Origin of the sequence: Pseudomonas sp. R5-89-07, from assembly GCF_003851685.1 — a bacterium.
In the GTDB taxonomy this organism is placed as follows: domain Bacteria; phylum Pseudomonadota; class Gammaproteobacteria; order Pseudomonadales; family Pseudomonadaceae; genus Aquipseudomonas.
Genome location: NZ_CP027727.1, coordinates 593683 through 609805, shown reverse-complemented (window position 1 = coordinate 609805; position 16123 = coordinate 593683). Strand labels below are relative to the sequence as shown.

The 16123-nt window shown below is 62.3% G+C and carries 14 protein-coding genes; 4 read left to right on the top strand and 10 right to left on the bottom strand.

Going from position 1 to position 16123, the window contains the following annotated elements; translation table 11 throughout:
• Nucleotides 1-56: 56 nt before the first annotated feature.
• Nucleotides 57-872 (top strand): thiosulfate sulfurtransferase, encoded by an 816-nt coding sequence (gene rhdA, locus C4J94_RS02590; protein ID WP_124384848.1) that lies wholly within the window; start codon nucleotides 57-59, stop codon nucleotides 870-872.
• Between the two features lie 16 nt (nucleotides 873-888).
• Complete coding sequence (gene asd / locus C4J94_RS02585; protein ID WP_124365614.1) at nucleotides 889-1749, top strand: archaetidylserine decarboxylase; 861 nt, start codon at nucleotides 889-891, stop codon at nucleotides 1747-1749.
• 128 nt (nucleotides 1750-1877) lie between these two features.
• On the opposite strand, the gene serB is transcribed toward asd, so the two are convergent.
• Complete coding sequence (gene serB / locus C4J94_RS02580) at nucleotides 1878-3092, bottom strand: phosphoserine phosphatase SerB (RefSeq protein WP_065951525.1); 1215 nt, start codon at nucleotides 3090-3092, stop codon at nucleotides 1878-1880.
• A gap of 133 nt (nucleotides 3093-3225) precedes the next feature.
• Between serB and C4J94_RS02575 the strand changes: the two genes are divergently transcribed.
• Nucleotides 3226-4761, top strand: a complete 1536-nt coding sequence (locus C4J94_RS02575) for an AhpA/YtjB family protein (protein ID WP_124384847.1) — start codon at nucleotides 3226-3228, stop codon at nucleotides 4759-4761.
• 188 nt (nucleotides 4762-4949) lie between these two features.
• On the opposite strand, the gene C4J94_RS02570 is transcribed toward C4J94_RS02575, so the two are convergent.
• From C4J94_RS02570 to C4J94_RS02535, 8 genes are all read right to left on the bottom strand, one after another.
• A complete protein-coding gene (locus C4J94_RS02570) occupies nucleotides 4950-5660 on the bottom strand; it encodes a membrane integrity-associated transporter subunit PqiC (protein ID WP_124384846.1) in 711 nt (236 codons plus the stop codon).
• A gap of 173 nt (nucleotides 5661-5833) precedes the next feature.
• Nucleotides 5834-8098 carry a DNA topoisomerase IV subunit A gene (gene parC, locus C4J94_RS02565; protein ID WP_124384845.1) on the bottom strand — a complete coding sequence of 755 codons (2265 nt, stop codon included), beginning with the start codon at nucleotides 8096-8098 and terminating at the stop codon, nucleotides 5834-5836.
• Between the two features lie 70 nt (nucleotides 8099-8168).
• Entirely contained in the window at nucleotides 8169-9164 is a 996-nt protein-coding gene (locus C4J94_RS02560) for an esterase-like activity of phytase family protein (RefSeq protein WP_124384844.1), read from the bottom strand.
• Nucleotides 9164-11068 (bottom strand): DNA topoisomerase IV subunit B, encoded by a 1905-nt coding sequence (parE, locus tag C4J94_RS02555; protein WP_124384843.1) that lies wholly within the window; start codon nucleotides 11066-11068, stop codon nucleotides 9164-9166. Before parE ends, C4J94_RS02560 begins: the two co-directional genes overlap by 1 nt.
• Nucleotides 11069-11113: 45 nt before the next feature.
• A complete protein-coding gene (locus C4J94_RS02550) occupies nucleotides 11114-11722 on the bottom strand; it encodes a YqiA/YcfP family alpha/beta fold hydrolase (protein ID WP_124384842.1) in 609 nt (202 codons plus the stop codon).
• A gap of 180 nt (nucleotides 11723-11902) precedes the next feature.
• Entirely contained in the window at nucleotides 11903-12715 is an 813-nt protein-coding gene (gene cpdA, locus C4J94_RS02545; protein WP_124384841.1) for a 3',5'-cyclic-AMP phosphodiesterase, read from the bottom strand.
• Nucleotides 12716-12811: 96 nt separating this feature from the next.
• Nucleotides 12812-13261, bottom strand: coding sequence for a DUF1249 domain-containing protein (locus C4J94_RS02540; RefSeq protein WP_124384840.1), 450 nt, complete (start codon nucleotides 13259-13261; stop codon nucleotides 12812-12814).
• The gene (locus C4J94_RS02535) at nucleotides 13252-13869 is read right to left on the bottom strand and encodes an NUDIX domain-containing protein (protein ID WP_124384839.1); all 618 of its coding nucleotides are present in this window, start codon (nucleotides 13867-13869) and stop codon (nucleotides 13252-13254) included. The genes C4J94_RS02540 and C4J94_RS02535 overlap by 10 nt, the downstream gene beginning before the upstream one ends.
• Before the next feature lie 194 nt (nucleotides 13870-14063).
• Here C4J94_RS02535 and C4J94_RS02530 point away from each other — a divergent pair, with 194 nt between their 5' ends.
• On the top strand, nucleotides 14064-14810 hold the full coding sequence (locus C4J94_RS02530; protein ID WP_124384838.1) for an RsiV family protein: 747 nt from the start codon (nucleotides 14064-14066) through the stop codon (nucleotides 14808-14810).
• Here C4J94_RS02530 and cytX read toward each other — a convergent pair.
• On the bottom strand, nucleotides 14779-16068 hold the full coding sequence (cytX, locus tag C4J94_RS02525) for a putative hydroxymethylpyrimidine transporter CytX (RefSeq protein WP_124384837.1): 1290 nt from the start codon (nucleotides 16066-16068) through the stop codon (nucleotides 14779-14781). The two genes, C4J94_RS02530 and cytX, sit on opposite strands and share 32 nt — an antisense overlap.
• Nucleotides 16069-16123: the final 55 nt, after the last annotated feature.

Sequence of the window (16123 nt, the reverse complement as noted above, 5' to 3'; positions counted from 1 at the left end):
GCTTGCGCTACAATCGCCCTCCTTTATCGCCAACATTTGTGCCCAGGAGACCTCACATGCCTGACTTCTCTGGCTTGCCGCTGGTGATCGAATGCAGCGACCTGCAAGGTCGCCTGGATGCCGACCACCTGATTCTGGTGGACCTCACCAGTGCCGCCCGCTACGCCGAAGGGCATATCCCCGGCGCGCATTTCGTGGACCCCAAGCGCACCCAATTGGGCCAGCCCCCCGCGCCGGGCCTGCTGCCGCACAAGGCCGACCTGGAAAAGCTGTTCGGTGAGCTGGGCCACACGCCCGACGCCACCTACGTTGTCTATGACGACGAAGGCGGCGGCTGGGCCGGGCGCTTTATCTGGCTGCTCGACGTCATCGGCCACCAGAAGTATCACTACCTCGACGGCGGCCTTCTGGCATGGCTGGAGGAAAAACACCCGGTTTCCACCGAAATACCCGCGCCAGCCGGCGGGCCGGTGAGCCTTACGCTGCACGACGGCCCCACCGCCACCCGCGAATACCTGCAAAGCCGGCTCGGTGCGGCCGACCTGGGGATCTGGGACGCGCGCGGCCCGCTGGAATATTCCGGCGAAAAAGTGCTCGCGGCCAAAGGGGGGCACATCCCCGGCGCAGTGAACTTCGAGTGGACCGCCGGCATGGACAAGGCGCGCAGCCTGCGCATCCGCCGCGACATGCCGCAAGTGCTCGAAGACCTCGGGCTGACCCGCGATAAAGAAATCATCACCCACTGCCAGACCCACCACCGCTCTGGCTTCACCTACCTGGTGGCCAAGGCGCTCGGTTATCCACGAGTCAAAGGTTATGCCGGTTCCTGGGGCGAATGGGGCAACCACCCCGACACCCCCGTCGAGATTTGAAGTTCAAGGACATTTAATGAAAAAGCAGTTGTTTATCCTCAGTCAGTACCTGCTGCCGCACCACCTGCTGTCGCGCTTGGCCGGCTGCATCGCCGAATGCCGCGTGCGCTGGTTCAAGAACGCTTTCACCCGTTGGTTCGCCAAGCGTTACCAAGTGGACATGTCCCAGGCGCTGGTGGAAGACGTGACCGCCTACGAGCACTTCAACGCCTTCTTCACCCGCGCGCTGAAAGACGGTGCGCGCCCGCTGGATCAAACCCCTGGCGCCGTACTGAGCCCGGCCGATGGTGCGGTCAGCCAGCTCGGCCCGATCGAACACGGCCGTGTGTTCCAGGCCAAGGGCCACAGTTTCAGCGTGCTGGAACTGCTGGGCGGCGACGCAGCGCTGGCGGCGCCGTTCATGGGTGGCGACTTCGCCACCATCTACCTGTCGCCCAAGGACTATCACCGCGTGCATATGCCACTGGCCGGTACCTTGCGCGAGATGGTCTATGTGCCGGGGCGGATTTTCTCGGTAAACCAGACCACCGCCGAAAACGTACCGGAGCTGTTTGCGCGTAACGAGCGGGTTGTCTGCCTGTTCGATACCGAACGCGGCCCGATGGCTGTGGTGTTGGTGGGCGCGATGATCGTGGCGTCGATTGAGACGGTGTGGGCCGGGCTGGTAACGCCACCCAAGCGCGAGCTGAAAACCTTCCGTTACGACGAGGCTGCTCGCGCACCTATTCACCTGGAAAAAGGCGCGGAGCTGGGTCGCTTCAAGCTGGGTTCGACCGCTATTGTGCTGTTCGGACCGGATCAGGTGCAGTGGGCGCAGGAGCTGGCGGCGGGTACGCCGGTGCAGATGGGCCAGGGTATCGGCTCACCTAAAGCCTGAAGCCTGACGCAAAACCAATGTGGGAGGGGGCTTGCCCCCGATAGCGGTGGATCAGTGAGCGATGTGCTAACTGATACTCCGCTATCGGGAGCAAACCCCCTCCCACATTTTTTACCGCACTGAGTCAGTTAAAGCTGACCGTCGCGGTCGCGCAAACCCAGCAGGTACAGCACCCCATCCAACCCCAAGGTCGAAATCGCCTGCTTGGCCGATTGCTTGACCAATGGCTTGGCGCGGAACGCCACACCCAACCCCGCAATCGCCAGCATCGGCAAGTCATTCGCGCCGTCGCCGACCGCAATGGTCTGTTCCAGACGCAAGCCTTCCTTGTGCGCCAACTCCTTGAGCAGGTCTGCCTTACGCTGTGCGTCGACAATCGGCTCAACGGCCACACCGGTCACTTTGCCATCCACCACTTCCAGCTCGTTGGCGAACACATAGTCAATGCCCAGCTTGGCCTGCAGCTGCTTGGCAAAGTAGGTGAAGCCGCCGGACAGGATGGCGGTCTTGTAGCCCAGGCGCTTGAGTTCGGCGAACAGGGTTTCGGCGCCTTCGGTCAGGCGCAGGGAGGCGCCGATTGAATCCAGCACGCTCACATCCAGGCCTTTGAGCAGCGCCAGGCGTTCCTTGAAGCTGGCACGAAAATCCAGCTCGCCGGCCATCGCGCGCTCGGTAATTTCCGAGACTTGCTCGCCCACACCGGCGGCCTTGGCCAGTTCGTCGATGACTTCGGCTTCGATCAGCGTGGAGTCCATGTCGAACACCGCCAGGCGACGATTGCGCCGGAACAGTGAATCTTCCTGGAAGGCGATGTCGACATTCAGCTCCTGGGCCACGCTGAGGAACTCGGCGCGCAGCGCTTGCGCATCGGCCGGCTCGCCCCGCACGGAAAATTCAATGCAGCCCTTGCCTTTGTCTGCTGGCGTGTCCAGCGGCATGCGACCCGACAGGCGGTCTATATGGTCGATGTTCAACCCGTAATGCGCGGTGATCGAGCTGACGCGCTGCAGCTGTTCGGCCGTGACCTTGCGGGTGAGCAGCGTGACGATATGGCGTTTCTTGCCCTGGCCTTCGACCCAATGCTGGTAATCGGCCTCGGACACCGGTGTGAAGCGCACCTGCTGATCCAGCTTGTACGCCGTAAACAGGATGTCCTTGAGTACCGAGGAGGCCTGCTCGGTGCTGGGAATTTCCACCAGGATGCCGAACGACAGGGTGTCGTGGATCACCGCCTGGCCGATGTCGAGAATGTTCACACCACCCTGGGCCAGAACGCCGGTAATGGCCGCGGTGAGACCCGGTCGGTCAAGACCTGTGATATTGATCAGGACAATTTCGCGCAAGGCGCACCCCCAGGCTGGAAAAAAACCGCATTCTACCCACTTTCAGTGACCATCGGGCACAGCCAGCGCTTTGCCGGTCATGGGCCTGTCGCTATACTGCGCGTCAACTTCACGGACCAAGAGCCGAGCGCAAGTGAACCGGCCCACGCCAGTAAAAACCGATAACTTCTTCCTGCTGATCTTCCGGGCACTGCGCCATCGCCGTGTACCGATCGCATTACGCATCGCCAGCCATAACGTGATCCTGGTCGCTCTGGCCCTGGTGATCTACGCCTGCGTGATGGGTTTGCAGTTCAAGCAGGCCATGCACGAGCAGGCCGATGCCCTGGGCGAGAGCCTGACCACCCAGACCGCCACCTCGGCGACTGAGTTGCTGGTGTCCAACGACATCCTCAGCCTCAACGTGCTGCTCAACAACCTGACCAAGAACCCGTTGGTGGCCCACGCGGCTATTTATAGCGTGGACAACCGGATCATGGCCGAAGCCGGGCAACGTCCGAAAAACGGCCTGCTGGGCGAAGCCGAAGGTTTGTATCAGAGCAATATCACGTTCCAGGATGTGAAAGCCGGCCAATTGCGCATCAGCCTGGACATGCAACAGTTCCAGCAGCCGATGACCATCAGCCTGCAAAGCATGGGCATCCTCAGCGCGATCCTGCTGGCCCTGGCCCTGGCGTTGAGCCTGCGCCTCGGGCGGCATATCTCCACGCCGCTGATGCAGTTGCGTATCTGGCTGCGCGATATCGACGAACACACCCCGGCCACCGACCGCCAGGACGAAATCGGCGACCTCGCGCGCCAGCTGCATGCCAGCTTCGCCCCGGAGCCGACCGTGCCTGAGGTTCAACCCGAGCCCGAGCCGGAGTACGACGACGCTGACTACGGCGACGAGCCTGAGTTTGAAGTGCGCGACCTGCGTGACCCAGGCTTTGACGAAAGCGCTCCGGTCGCGGGTTTGAAGCCTGCGCCGCGGCACGTGATCAAGGCCGAAGAAGACGAGCTGGACGACGAAGACCCGTTTGCCGACCTGCGCGACACCGCAGATGCCGCGCCCGCCGTGGCGTCGAAGCCGCTTCCGGCCAAGAGCACCGAGCCCCAGTACAGCGCAGTACTCGCCGTGCAACTGGGTGCCCAGGACCAACTGCGCCGCCTGCCCCGCGCGCGCTTGACGGAACTGCTGGAACGCTACCGCGACTGCCTCGACCAGGCCGCCTCGCTCTACCAGAGCGAATTGCACACCCTGAATGATGGCAGCACGTTGATGCTGTTCCACAGCGAAGACAGCGGTGAAGACTACCTGACCAACGCCATCTGCTGTGGCGAGTTACTGCGCGCCCTGGGCCATGCCCTGCAGATCGAAGTGGCGGACAGCGGCATTACCCTGCAATTGCAGTTGGGCCTGACGGTAGGTGACGACCTGTTCGGCATCAGCCAGATCGATTTGCTGCTGACCGAGATCGCCCAGGACGCTTTGGCCTTGTCGCAACACAGCCGCAACCTGCTGCTGGTGGAGCGCAAGATCAGTGAAGACACGCTGATCCGCCAACGCGCACGCATCCGCCCGATTGCAAGCCCCGAGGGTGCCAGCTGTGTGGAGCGCTTGATGGAGCCGTACCCGTCGATGCTGGAACGCCAACTGGCGCGAATGCACGAGACGCGCAAGCCCTGAAGCACACCGCAAAAACCTTGTGGGAGGGGGCTTGCTCCCGATAGCGGTGGGTCAGCCAATACTGAGGTGGCTGATACACAGCAATCGGGGGCAAGCCCCCTCCCACATTTGAACTGCGCCATGGCTTCTATTTTAGATACAAAAAGGCCCGCTTACTCAGCGGGCCTTTTGTTTGTCTGCCGTTCAGATCAGAACCTGAACACTTCCAGATCCGTGCGAATCGGTGTGGCCATCGGCATCTTGGGCTTTTCCGGGGTTGCTGGCTTAGCCTGTGCCGGCGCCTGTTTGCGCGGAGCCTCGGCAATCGGCGGCTGGTTGGCCAATGGCTTGAGCGCCACCGACAGCTGTTGCGCCAGGTGCTGCAGCAACACGCCCTGGGCCTGGACCTGGGACGCCGTGGTGCCGGCATGTTCTTCCTGCAGGTGCACGATACGGTTGTCGCGCACTTGCCCGCGACGGTCGATCAAACGCCACTGCGCATCCAGGATCGCCGGTTGTGACGTGCCGGAGTCGAGCCGCGTAATCGTCAGCAGCACCTGCACATCCGGAGTAAACCCGGAAGGCCCTGGCGCCAGGACCACGCGCTGGCTGTCCAACTGGCCGGCCACCTGACGCAACATCAATTGATTGATATCCGAGGAAAGGCTACCCGCCCAACGGCCATCAGTGGAACCTTGCAGGCTGCCGTCGTTCTGACGTTGCAGCAGGGTTTCGCGTTGCAGGTAGTCAGCAACGACTACCGGACCCAGAAGAACAGCCATGCCAGCGGTTTGTGCTGGCTGAGCCGGACTTCCGCTGTCCAGCTGGTACAGCGACACCGGCTGGTGCGTGCTGCAACCCGCCAGCCCTAACAGGCCAGCGAGCATCAAAAATAGAGGAAGGCGTGGAGCAGTCATCATCCCATCCAGGTGGCTGCCACAAGGCGAACCACAATGTAATACTAAAAATAACCTAAACACGCTCGGCCACGCCGGCGCTGGAAAGGCCATATCATCCGTGAATATGCGCCATGACTCCAGCGCCAAAGCGTCGATCTACGCGTTAAATCGTAGATCGAGGCCTCTAGTACGCCTTAAGCAGGCGTTTCTACCAACAAAGCATCCACTCTCTGGAAGCCCCGAGGCAGTTTGTTACCGCGTCGACCACGCTCGCCCTTGTAGTGTTCAAGGTCGTCGGGGCGCAGGGACAACGTGCGCTTGCCGGCCTGGAGCACCAGGGTTGAGCCTTCGGGGATAACAGCGATGTCAGTCACGTACTCTTCGCGACTGGCCACCCGCTCCCCTGGGATACCAATGATCTTGTTGCCCTTGCCCTTGCCCAACTGCGGCAGGTCGCTGATCTTGAACACCAGCAGGCGCCCTTCGGTGGTCACCGAGGCCAGCCAGTTGTGCTCGCGATCCTCCACTGGTCGCGGCAGAATCACCTTGGCGTTGTTCGGCAGGCTCAACAGCGCCTTGCCCGCCTTGTTCTTGGCCTGCAGGTCTTCACCCTTGACCACGAATCCGTAACCGGCGTCGGAGGCGATGACGTACAGCGAATCATCGTCCGGCAGCAGCACGCACTCGAAATTCGCCCCCGGTGGCGGCGTGAGGCGCCCGGTCAACGGCTCGCCCTGCCCGCGTGCAGACGGCAGGGTGTGGGCCGGCACCGAATAACTGCGCCCCGTCGAATCAATAAACACCGCAAACTGGTTGGAACGCCCGGCCGCTGCGGTCTTGAAGCCATCCCCGGCCTTGTACGACAGGCCAGTAGCATCAATATCATGCCCTTTGGCGGAACGAACCCAACCCTTTTCCGACAGAACGACGGTAATTTTCTCGTTAGGCAACAGCTCGGTTTCTGTCAGAGCTTTCGCTTCAGCGCGCTCGACGATAGGCGAGCGGCGGTCATCGCCGTAGGTTTCGGCGTCTTTGATCAGTTCGCTGCGCACCAGCTTCTTGAGCTTGGCTTCGCTGCCCAGCAACGCCTGCAGCTTGGCTTGTTCCTTGAGCAATGCATCCTGCTCGTCGCGCAGCTTCATTTCTTCCAGGCGTGCCAACTGGCGCAAGCGGGTGTCGAGAATGTAGTCAGCCTGGATCTCGCTCAGCTCGAAGCGCGCGATCAATTCGGCCTTCGGGTGCTCGGCGGTACGGATGATATGGATCACTTCATCCAGGTTGAGGTAGGCAATCAACAAGCCGTCCAACAGGTGCAGGCGGCGCTCGACCTTGTCCAGGCGGAATTGCAGGCGGCGGCGCACGGTCTGCACGCGGAACTCCAGCCATTCCACCAGCAGATTGCGCAGGTTCTTGAGCTGTGGCTTGCCGTCCAGGCCGATGATATTGACGTTGACCCGGTAGCTGGACTCAAGGTCGGTGCTGGCGAACAAATGCTGCATCAGCACTTCATGGTCAACCCGGCTGTTGGTCGGGATGATCACGATGCGACAAGGGTTCTCGTGGTCGGACTCATCGCGCAAGTCGGCGACTTGCGGCAATTTCGACGGTTTGGCCTGCATCAACGCAGCGATCTGCTCCAGCACCTTGGCGCCGGACACCTGATGCGGCAAGGCGGTCACAATAATGTCGCCGTCTTCGACGTGGTACACCGCGCGCATGCGCACCGAGCCCTTGCCGGTTTCGTACATCTTCAGCAGGTCGGCGCGCGGCGTGATGATTTCCGCCTCGGTCGGGTAATCCGGGCCCTGGATATGCTCGCACAGCTGTTCGACCGTGGCTTTTGGCTCGTCCAGCAAACAAACACAGGCCGTGGCGACTTCGCGCAGGTTGTGCGGCGGCACGTCGGTGGCCATGCCGACCGCGATGCCGGTGGTGCCATTGAGCAGGATATTCGGCAAACGTGCCGGCAAAACCAGGGGCTCGTCGAGAGTACCGTCAAAGTTCGGCCCCCAGTTCGCGGTGCCCTGGCCCAGCTCGCTGAGCAACACTTCCGAGTAGCGCGACAGACGCGCCTCGGTGTAACGCATGGCGGCGAAGGACTTGGGATCGTCCGGCGCACCCCAGTTACCCTGGCCATCGACCAGGGTGTAGCGGTAGCTGAACGGCTGGGCCATCAGCACCATGGCTTCATAGCAGGCCGAATCGCCATGGGGATGGAACTTGCCGAGCACGTCGCCGACGGTACGCGCCGACTTTTTGTGCTTGGAATCGGCGTCCAGGCCCAACTCACTCATGGCGTAGATGATGCGCCGTTGTACCGGCTTCAGGCCGTCGCCGATATGCGGCAGCGCACGGTCCATGATCACGTACATGGAGTAGTTGAGGTAGGCATTTTCGGTGAAGTCAGCCAGCGATCGGCGTTCTACGCCATCTAAGCTGTCTGCGAGGATGTCACTCATGCGGGCCTCATCATTGGGTAAGGCGCAGCGGAACTGCCGCTGCGCTGATGCAATTCAAAAAAGTCGCGGCTCACGGCTGGGCACTCCAACCGCCGGCCGGGGCGGCAAAACGATAGACCACCGGGCGTTTTTCACCGTCGGCACGCGCGCCGAAATTATTGTCGATGCCAATCCAGGCGCCGTCGGCGTCCACCACCAGGGCTTCAGCCAGGCCATAGGGCTGGGGGTAACGCCGCTGGGGCGTCAGGGTTTCGTCGGCAAACGACCAGCACCGCTCGACTTTGGCCGTCAGCATATCGCGCCGGCAGATCTGAAACGCGTTGCGCTCCAGGGTAAACAGCTTGCCGTCGAACAGCGCCAGGTCGGCAAAATCCTTCGACACGGCCTTGGCGTTGGTGAACTGCGCCGGCTGCACTTCCAGGCCCGCCTCGCTCAGCAACACACAAGGGCCGTCGCAATCCCACACGCTCTGGCCGCGCTTGATCGAGACCAGCCCACGGCGCTCACGCTCGGCGGCCAGCCAGAGCTGGTTGCCTTGCGGATTCACCGCAAGGCCCTCCAACAACGCGTTGAAGTGCAGCAACAGGCCACTAGCCCGCGCTTCGCGCACCATGCCAGGGGCAATTTTCAACCACTCGGGCGCGCCCTCCGCGGGCACCTGCAACACCGCCGCATGGGCTTCGCTGACGATGTAGCGGTTACCTGCGGCATCACAGCTGATGCCTTCGAAATCCAGGTCTCCACCGCGAATGAACGAGGCCGCCTTGGTGCGCGAGCGCAACCCCCACGGCAGGCCCGATTCGGGCACGGGTGGTACGTCGATCTTCACCACCTCGGCTTTCCAGGCCGGCTCGCGGGTGTCCAGACGATAGATCTGGTCATCATCGCGATCCGACACGGTCCACAGCGCCTTGCCACACAGCGCCAGGCCCGACAGGTTGCCGCCGCGCATGCCGCCTACCGGATGCTCCGACACCAGCTTCAATTCAGCCACGGGCGCGGCAACCACATCGGTGGTTACCAGCCCGCACACCATCAGGATCGCCAGGGCGACGCCTGTGCGCATCAGCCCAGAACCTCGGCCAGGTTGCCTTTGGATTCGAGCCAGGCTTTGCGATCCGGTGCACGCTTTTTCGCCAGCAGCATGTCCATCATTTCCGACGTGCCGGCGAAGTCTTCCAGGGTCAACTGCACCAGGCGCCGGGTGTTCGGGTCCATGGTGGTTTCGCGCAGTTGCGGCGGGTTCATTTCACCCAGGCCCTTGAATCGCGTGACCTGTGGCTTGCCGCGCTTCTTCTCGGCCACCAGGCGATCAAGAATGCCGTCGCGCTCGGCCTCGTCCAGGGCGTAGAAAATCTCCTTGCCCAGGTCGATACGGTACAGCGGCGGCATGGCGACGTAGACGTGGCCGGCATCCACCAGTGGGCGGAAGTGCTGCACGAACAGCGCGCACAGCAGGGTTGCGATGTGCAAGCCGTCGGAGTCGGCGTCGGCGAGGATGCAGATCTTGCCGTAGCGCAACTGACTCATGTCCGCGGCGCCCGGGTCGACGCCGATCGCCACGGCGATGTTGTGAACTTCCTGGCTGGCCAGGACTTCGCTGCCGTCGACCTCCCACGTGTTGAGGATCTTGCCGCGCAACGGCAGGATCGCCTGGAATTCCTTGTCCCGCGCTTGCTTGGCGGAACCGCCGGCGGAATCGCCTTCCACCAGGAACAGCTCGGAACGCATCGGGTCCTGGCCGGCACAGTCGGCCAGCTTGCCGGGCAATGCCGGGCCCTGGGTGATGCGCTTGCGCTCGACCTTCTTGCTGGCCTTGAGACGACGACCGGCGTTGTTGATCGCCAATTCGGCCAGGGCCAGGCCCAGTTCCGGATGTTCGTTGAGCCACAGGCTGAAGGCGTCCTTGACCACACCCGAGACAAACGCCGCCGCCTCGCGGGACGACAGGCGCTCCTTGGTCTGGCCGGAGAATTGCGGCTCCTGCATTTTCATCGACAGCACGAACGCGATGCGCTCCCACACGTCTTCCGGCGCCAGCTTCACGCCGCGCGGCAGCAGGCTGCGGTATTCGCAGAATTCGCGCATGGCATCCAGCAGGCCCTGGCGCAGGCCATTGACGTGGGTGCCGCCCTGGGCGGTGGGGATCAGGTTGACATAGCTTTCCTGCACGCTGTCGCCACCTTCGGGCAACCACAACAGCGCCCAGTCGACGGCTTCCTTGTTACCGGCCAGGCTGCCGCAGAACGGCTCGTTGGGCAGGCGTTCGAAGTCGCTGACGGAATCTTCCAGGTAGGAGCGCAGCCCGTCCTCGTAATGCCACTCGACCTTCTCGCCGGTGCCTTTGTCTTCAAAGCTCACCAGCAGGCCGGGGCACAGCACGGCCTTGGCCTTGAGCACATGCTTGAGGCGGCTGATGGAGAATTTCGGCGAATCGAAGTATTTCGGATCCGGCGCGAAGTACACGCTGGTGCCGGTATTGCGCTTGCCAACGGTGCCGATCACTTCGAGGTCGGTGGCCTTGTAGCCATCGGCGAATGTCATCTGGTACTCGTTACCGTCGCGCTTGACCTTGACCCTGACCTGCGTGGACAAGGCGTTGACCACGGAAATACCCACGCCGTGCAAGCCGCCGGAGAACTGGTAGTTCTTGTTGGAGAACTTGCCGCCGGCGTGCAGCTTGGTGAGGATCAACTCGACGCCCGACACACCCTCTTCAGGGTGGATGTCCACCGGCATGCCGCGACCGTCGTCGGACACTTCCAGGGAATGGTCGGCGTGCAGAATGACCTGCACCGACTTGGCGTGCCCGGCCAAGGCTTCGTCGACGCTGTTGTCGATGACTTCCTGGGCAAGGTGGTTCGGCCGACTGGTGTCGGTGTACATGCCGGGGCGTTTGCGCACCGGGTCGAGGCCCGAGAGGACTTCGATGGCGTCTGCGTTATAAGAGCTAGCGCTGGGAGTGGCCATGGGGTCTCGTCGTGAGTCGTTCGATTAAAAAATGACCTGCGATTTTTACAGTGACGCAAAATCGAAGGATTGATACTGGTCAGCGCCAATGCCGGCAAAGCTCAACAGGGCCGGCAATTGCTGGGCGAACCCTTGGAAACCATGGTCGCCACCGGCCTGGATGCGCAAGGCACAGGCCCGGTAATACTGCTGGGCGAGGCGATAATCCAGGGTTTCGTCCCCGGTCTGCAACCACACCTGATACCGCGCGGCGTCTTGAGGGGCCGGCACTTCCAGCTCGGCCAGGGCCGTCACGTGGTCGTGGGTCAGTTCCCAGGTTTCATCGGTGTAGAGGTTCTTCTGGGTCCCCAGGTAACCGTCAAACATCCGATGCGGGCTGACCGCCGGGTTGACCAGCAGCGCCTTGAGGCCATGGCGTTCGGCAAGATGGGTTGCATAGTAGCCGCCGAGCGAGCTGCCGACCAGCAGTGGCCTGCCGAGTTCTGCGATGGCCTGCTCCAATTGAGGAATCGCCTGACGCGGGTGGTGATGCAGCGCCGGCACACGCAACTGCCCGGACAGGCCAAGGTTGTCCATGACGGTGATCAACTGGCTGGCCTTGTTGGAGGCCGGCGCACTGTTGAAACCGTGGATATAGAGGATCGAAGCGGACATGCCGGGCTCTCCGTGCATCAGCCAAAGAGGCGCAGTTTACAGGGATCGGGGGCCTGTGTGAGAACCCATGTGGGAGGGGGCTTGCTCCGGATAGCGGTGTGTCAGCTGCCACATGGGCTGACTGACACTCAGCCATCGGGGGCAAGCCCCCTCCCACATTTGATCAGTGTTTGCAGCTTTCTAATAGCCGTTGCTGCCGTAGTCGACGGTGAAGGCAAAATCCTTGACCCGCTCCACGCCCGTCTCCAACCGCCCGTCGGCATGCAGACGCAGCCAGCGATACCCTGGCGCCTGTTCACTGACCTGGAAGTCCTCGCTGCCCGGCGCGAACTGGATGCAGGTGGAAGGAGCAGCCAGCAGGCGCACGCCCTCGCGTTCACGGTCGATTTCCTGGTGTACGTGGCCCCATAGCAGCGCCTTCACCTGGGGAAAGCGGTCGAGCACGGCAAAAAGCGCCTCGGGATTGCGCAGGCCGATAGGCTCCATCCAGGCACAGCCGATCGACACTGGGTGATGATGGAAGCACACCAGATGATGCCGGTTCGGTGCTTCACTCAGGGCCTGGGCGAGCAATTGCAGTTGCTGGTCCTGCAGGTAGCCAGGCACGGAGCCGGGTACGGCGGAGTCCAGCAGGGTGATGCGCCAGTTGCCGATATCCACCACCGGCTCCAGCAGATCGCTGTGCACGGCGGCCTGGGCCATGATCTGCGGCTCATCGTGATTGCCGGGAATCCAGCGCGCAGGAGCGCCCAGGGGCGCCGTCATATCGCGAAATTGCTGATACGACGCCAGCGTGCCGTCCTGGGACAGATCCCCGGTGGCCAGCACCAGATCGATGTGCGGCTGCTGTTCGTGCACCCGTTCGATCACCCGCTGCAGGCTCTCGCGGGTATTCATGCCCAGCAGCATGCCGTCGGCCTCGGCAAACAGATGGCTGTCGGACAGTTGCACCAGCAGCGCAACGTCAGGGTTCACAGTGGATACGCTCGGCAAGGCGCTCTCCCTGGCAATCACAGGATTAGATAGTTGGGGTGATTATGCTGGGGCAGGACACAAAGAGGGAAGCCAGGAAACGGGCGCAATGCACATCTATCGCACAACTTCGAACTCATGGCCCAAGGCCAGGCAGTGGCTCAACCATTCGCCGAGGAACACATTGAGCTGTGCTTTCTCATCGGGCTGGTGCATGAACACATTCGGGTAAGGATAGATGCTGCGAAAGCGCCGCGCATGTTCGGCGCTGATCACTTCGGCCATGCGCGCATCGTGGTACACCTGCACTTCCAGCTGCGGCACCGGCAGCCACGGCAGGCTGTGTTCCTGGCGCACGCGCAGGGTGGTGGTGTACGGGCAATTGACGATGACTTCCAGGGTCAGCACGCCGAGCATCTGGTCGCCGTGGGTCACGGCGATGCGCCGCGCTTCGGGTGCGTGGCGCATGTCGGGCAGCAGGCGCATCAGCCGCGCATAGTTGGCCTCGCACGCAGCTTGCAGCCCGATCAGGTCGACCCGATAACGTTCCCGTGCCTTTATTGCCATAACCCCCTCACTTCCGCGCGATTAAGCGCAAGCCATTGCAGGGCGATGATGCTGGCTGCGTTGGAAATCTTACCGTCGCGCACCGCCTGAAAGGCATCTTCGAAAGCCCAGGTGGTGACACGGATATCTTCTGCCTCTTCTTCCAATCCATGGATGCCACCGGCCTGCGAGCTGTCGCAACGGCCCAGGTACAAGTGGACGAATTCGGTACTGCCGCCCGGCGAGGGGAAATATTTGGTGATCGGCCATAGCGCAGAGAACGTCAGCCCAGCTTCCTCCTCGGCCTCGCGGTGTGCAACCTCCTCCGGCTGCTCATCCTTGTCAATCAGGCCGGCGACCATCTCCACCAGCCAGGGGTTGTCGGTACGGCCCATGGCACCCACGCGGAACTGCTCGATCAGCACCACTTCATCGCGTTGCGGGTCGTAAGGCAGCACACACACCGCATCGTGACGCACGAACACTTCACGATTGATCACGCGGCTCATGCCGCCGTCGAACTTCTCGTGACGCAGTTGCACGCGATCAAGCTGGTAGAAACCTTTATAGGCATGGTCGCGCTGAACAATTTCGATCTTGTTCGGCGTCGACTTCGTCAAATCGGTCATAGTCTTCCTCGTCATAAGCCGCGCAATGGGCGCCATCCTAACGCGCCGATGCCGGTTGGCGCAGCCCCTTTCCGGTTGCCGGGATAGACGGCGGACGTCAAACTCACTCTAATCAGTCTAGTGGCGAACTGGCGGCCCTGTTGGCAGTCCAAGCGCTACTCTTTTAGCTTTCCATCGATTTACGAAGGACACCCATGTCGCTTTTAAAAATCGCCTCCGTGGCTTGCATTGCCTTGGCCCTGGGCGCCTGCCAGAGCCTGTTCCAACCCAGCCAGCTCAAGCCGCTGGAGGTCACCACCGACAAATCGGAACAAACCAAACCCGGCTGCGGCAGCCCCGATTGCCCGCTGGTGAACATCGATACCGTGCATTTCCCCGCCGACCCGCAACTCGACAGCCTGGTGGAGCAGCGCTTGCTGCAGATGGCCCGCACCACGCCCGGCGCCGCCACGCCTGCGACGCTGACTGCCTATCGAGACAAATTCCTGCGGGAGTCCGCCGACCGCCACAGCATGTATTTGCAGGCCAAGGTACGTGAGCAGCATGACGGACTGGTGATCGTTGAAGTGTCCAGCTACCTGGACACCGGCGTGGCCCACGGCGAACCTGGCCGCGGCTTCATCAACTATTCACGGGTGCTGCACAAAGAGTTGGGCCTGGCCGACATGTTGCTGCCCGGCCAGGAACAGACCTTCTGGAATACCGCAAAAGTTGCGCACAACAGCTGGTTGATCAACACCAAGATGGACCGCGACCCGGAGTTCGTGAAGAACTGGCCGTTCCAGAAAACCCCGAACGTGGCCCTGACCAGTGGCGGCGTAGTGCTCAAGTACAACGTTGCCACCATCGCCCCCTACGCACAGGGGTTGATCGAAATCACCCTCCCCTATGCGCGCCTGACTGGCGTGATCAAGCCTGAGCTGATGCCCGCACGCCACTGACCGCCCGCCCCAGGATCCACTGCAACAGCCCTGCCAGCAGCAATGCCGGCAGGGTAGCGCCGACATCCGGATAAAGGTTGGCCAGCAGATGATAGGTCGCGATGCCGCCCAGCCAGGCGACCAGCGCCGGCCAGTGCAGCAGGGTCACCGCGCCCTGGGCCCGACGGCGCAGGATGAAGTGGTCCACCAGCACCACGCCGAACAGCGGCGCGAACACCGAACCGATCAGCAACAGGAAGTTCTGGTATTGCGCCAACGGCGCAAAGCAGGCGATCAAGGTGCAAACCACGCCAATGACCAACGCCAGGTGCTCGACCTTCAAGCGCAGCAGAATCCCACTGGACACCGCCGCCGAGTGAATATCGGCAAACGCGTTTTCCGACTCGTCCAGCAGGATCAGCAGCAGCGGAATACCCAGGCCGGCACCGGCCAGGGCCAGCAGCAATGCATTCACCTCACCGCTTGGCGCAAATGCCAGGGTGTAGGCCACGCCCAGGCTCATCAGCCAGAAATTGCCGATAAAGAACCCCAGCGCAGTACCGCCGAACACGCTTTTGGCGCGCTTGCCGAAGCGTGAGTAGTCGGCGATCAGCGGCAGCCAGGACAGCGGCATGGCGATGGCAATGTCGAAGCCCACCGCAAACGGCATCGAGCCATCACCGGCCTGCGCCCACAGGGCGGCGAGGTCGGCCTTGGCGAAGAGGTTCCAGGTTAGCCACAGGCAGGCCGCTAGCAGCAGCCAGATGCCCCATTTGCGCAGGATCTGCCGCACGAAGGTCAGCGGGCCACTCACCGCCAGCAAGGTTGCGAGGCCGCCGAAGAACAGCGTCCACAGCAAGGGGCTCGCCAGCAGGCTGCCTTCGCTGAACGCGCGCGCGCCCAACAAACTGGCGGCATCGCGCATCACGATGATCTCGAACGAGCCCCAGCCAATCAACTGCAGCAGGTTCAACAGCGCCGGCAGGCTGGCGCCTTTGGCACCCAGGCTGAGCTTGAGCGCGGCCATGGCGGACAGGCCGGTGTCGCTGCCGATCACGCCGACGGCGGCCAGCAGCAACACGCCCACCAGGGTGCCGAGGAAAATCGCCAGCAAGGCGCCGGACAAGCCCAGGCCCGGCGCCAACAGCGCGCCGGTTTGCAGCACCATCAGGCCGATGCCGAGGGAAAACCACAGGGAGAACAGGTCGCGGGCGCCGAAGACACGTTTGTCGGTGGGCACCGCGAGGTAGGGGGAGTAGGTACTCGGTTGAATGCTCAAGGGGGGTATCTCTGAGGGGCATTTTTTGTTTGGGAGATAGCTATCGGGGGCAAGC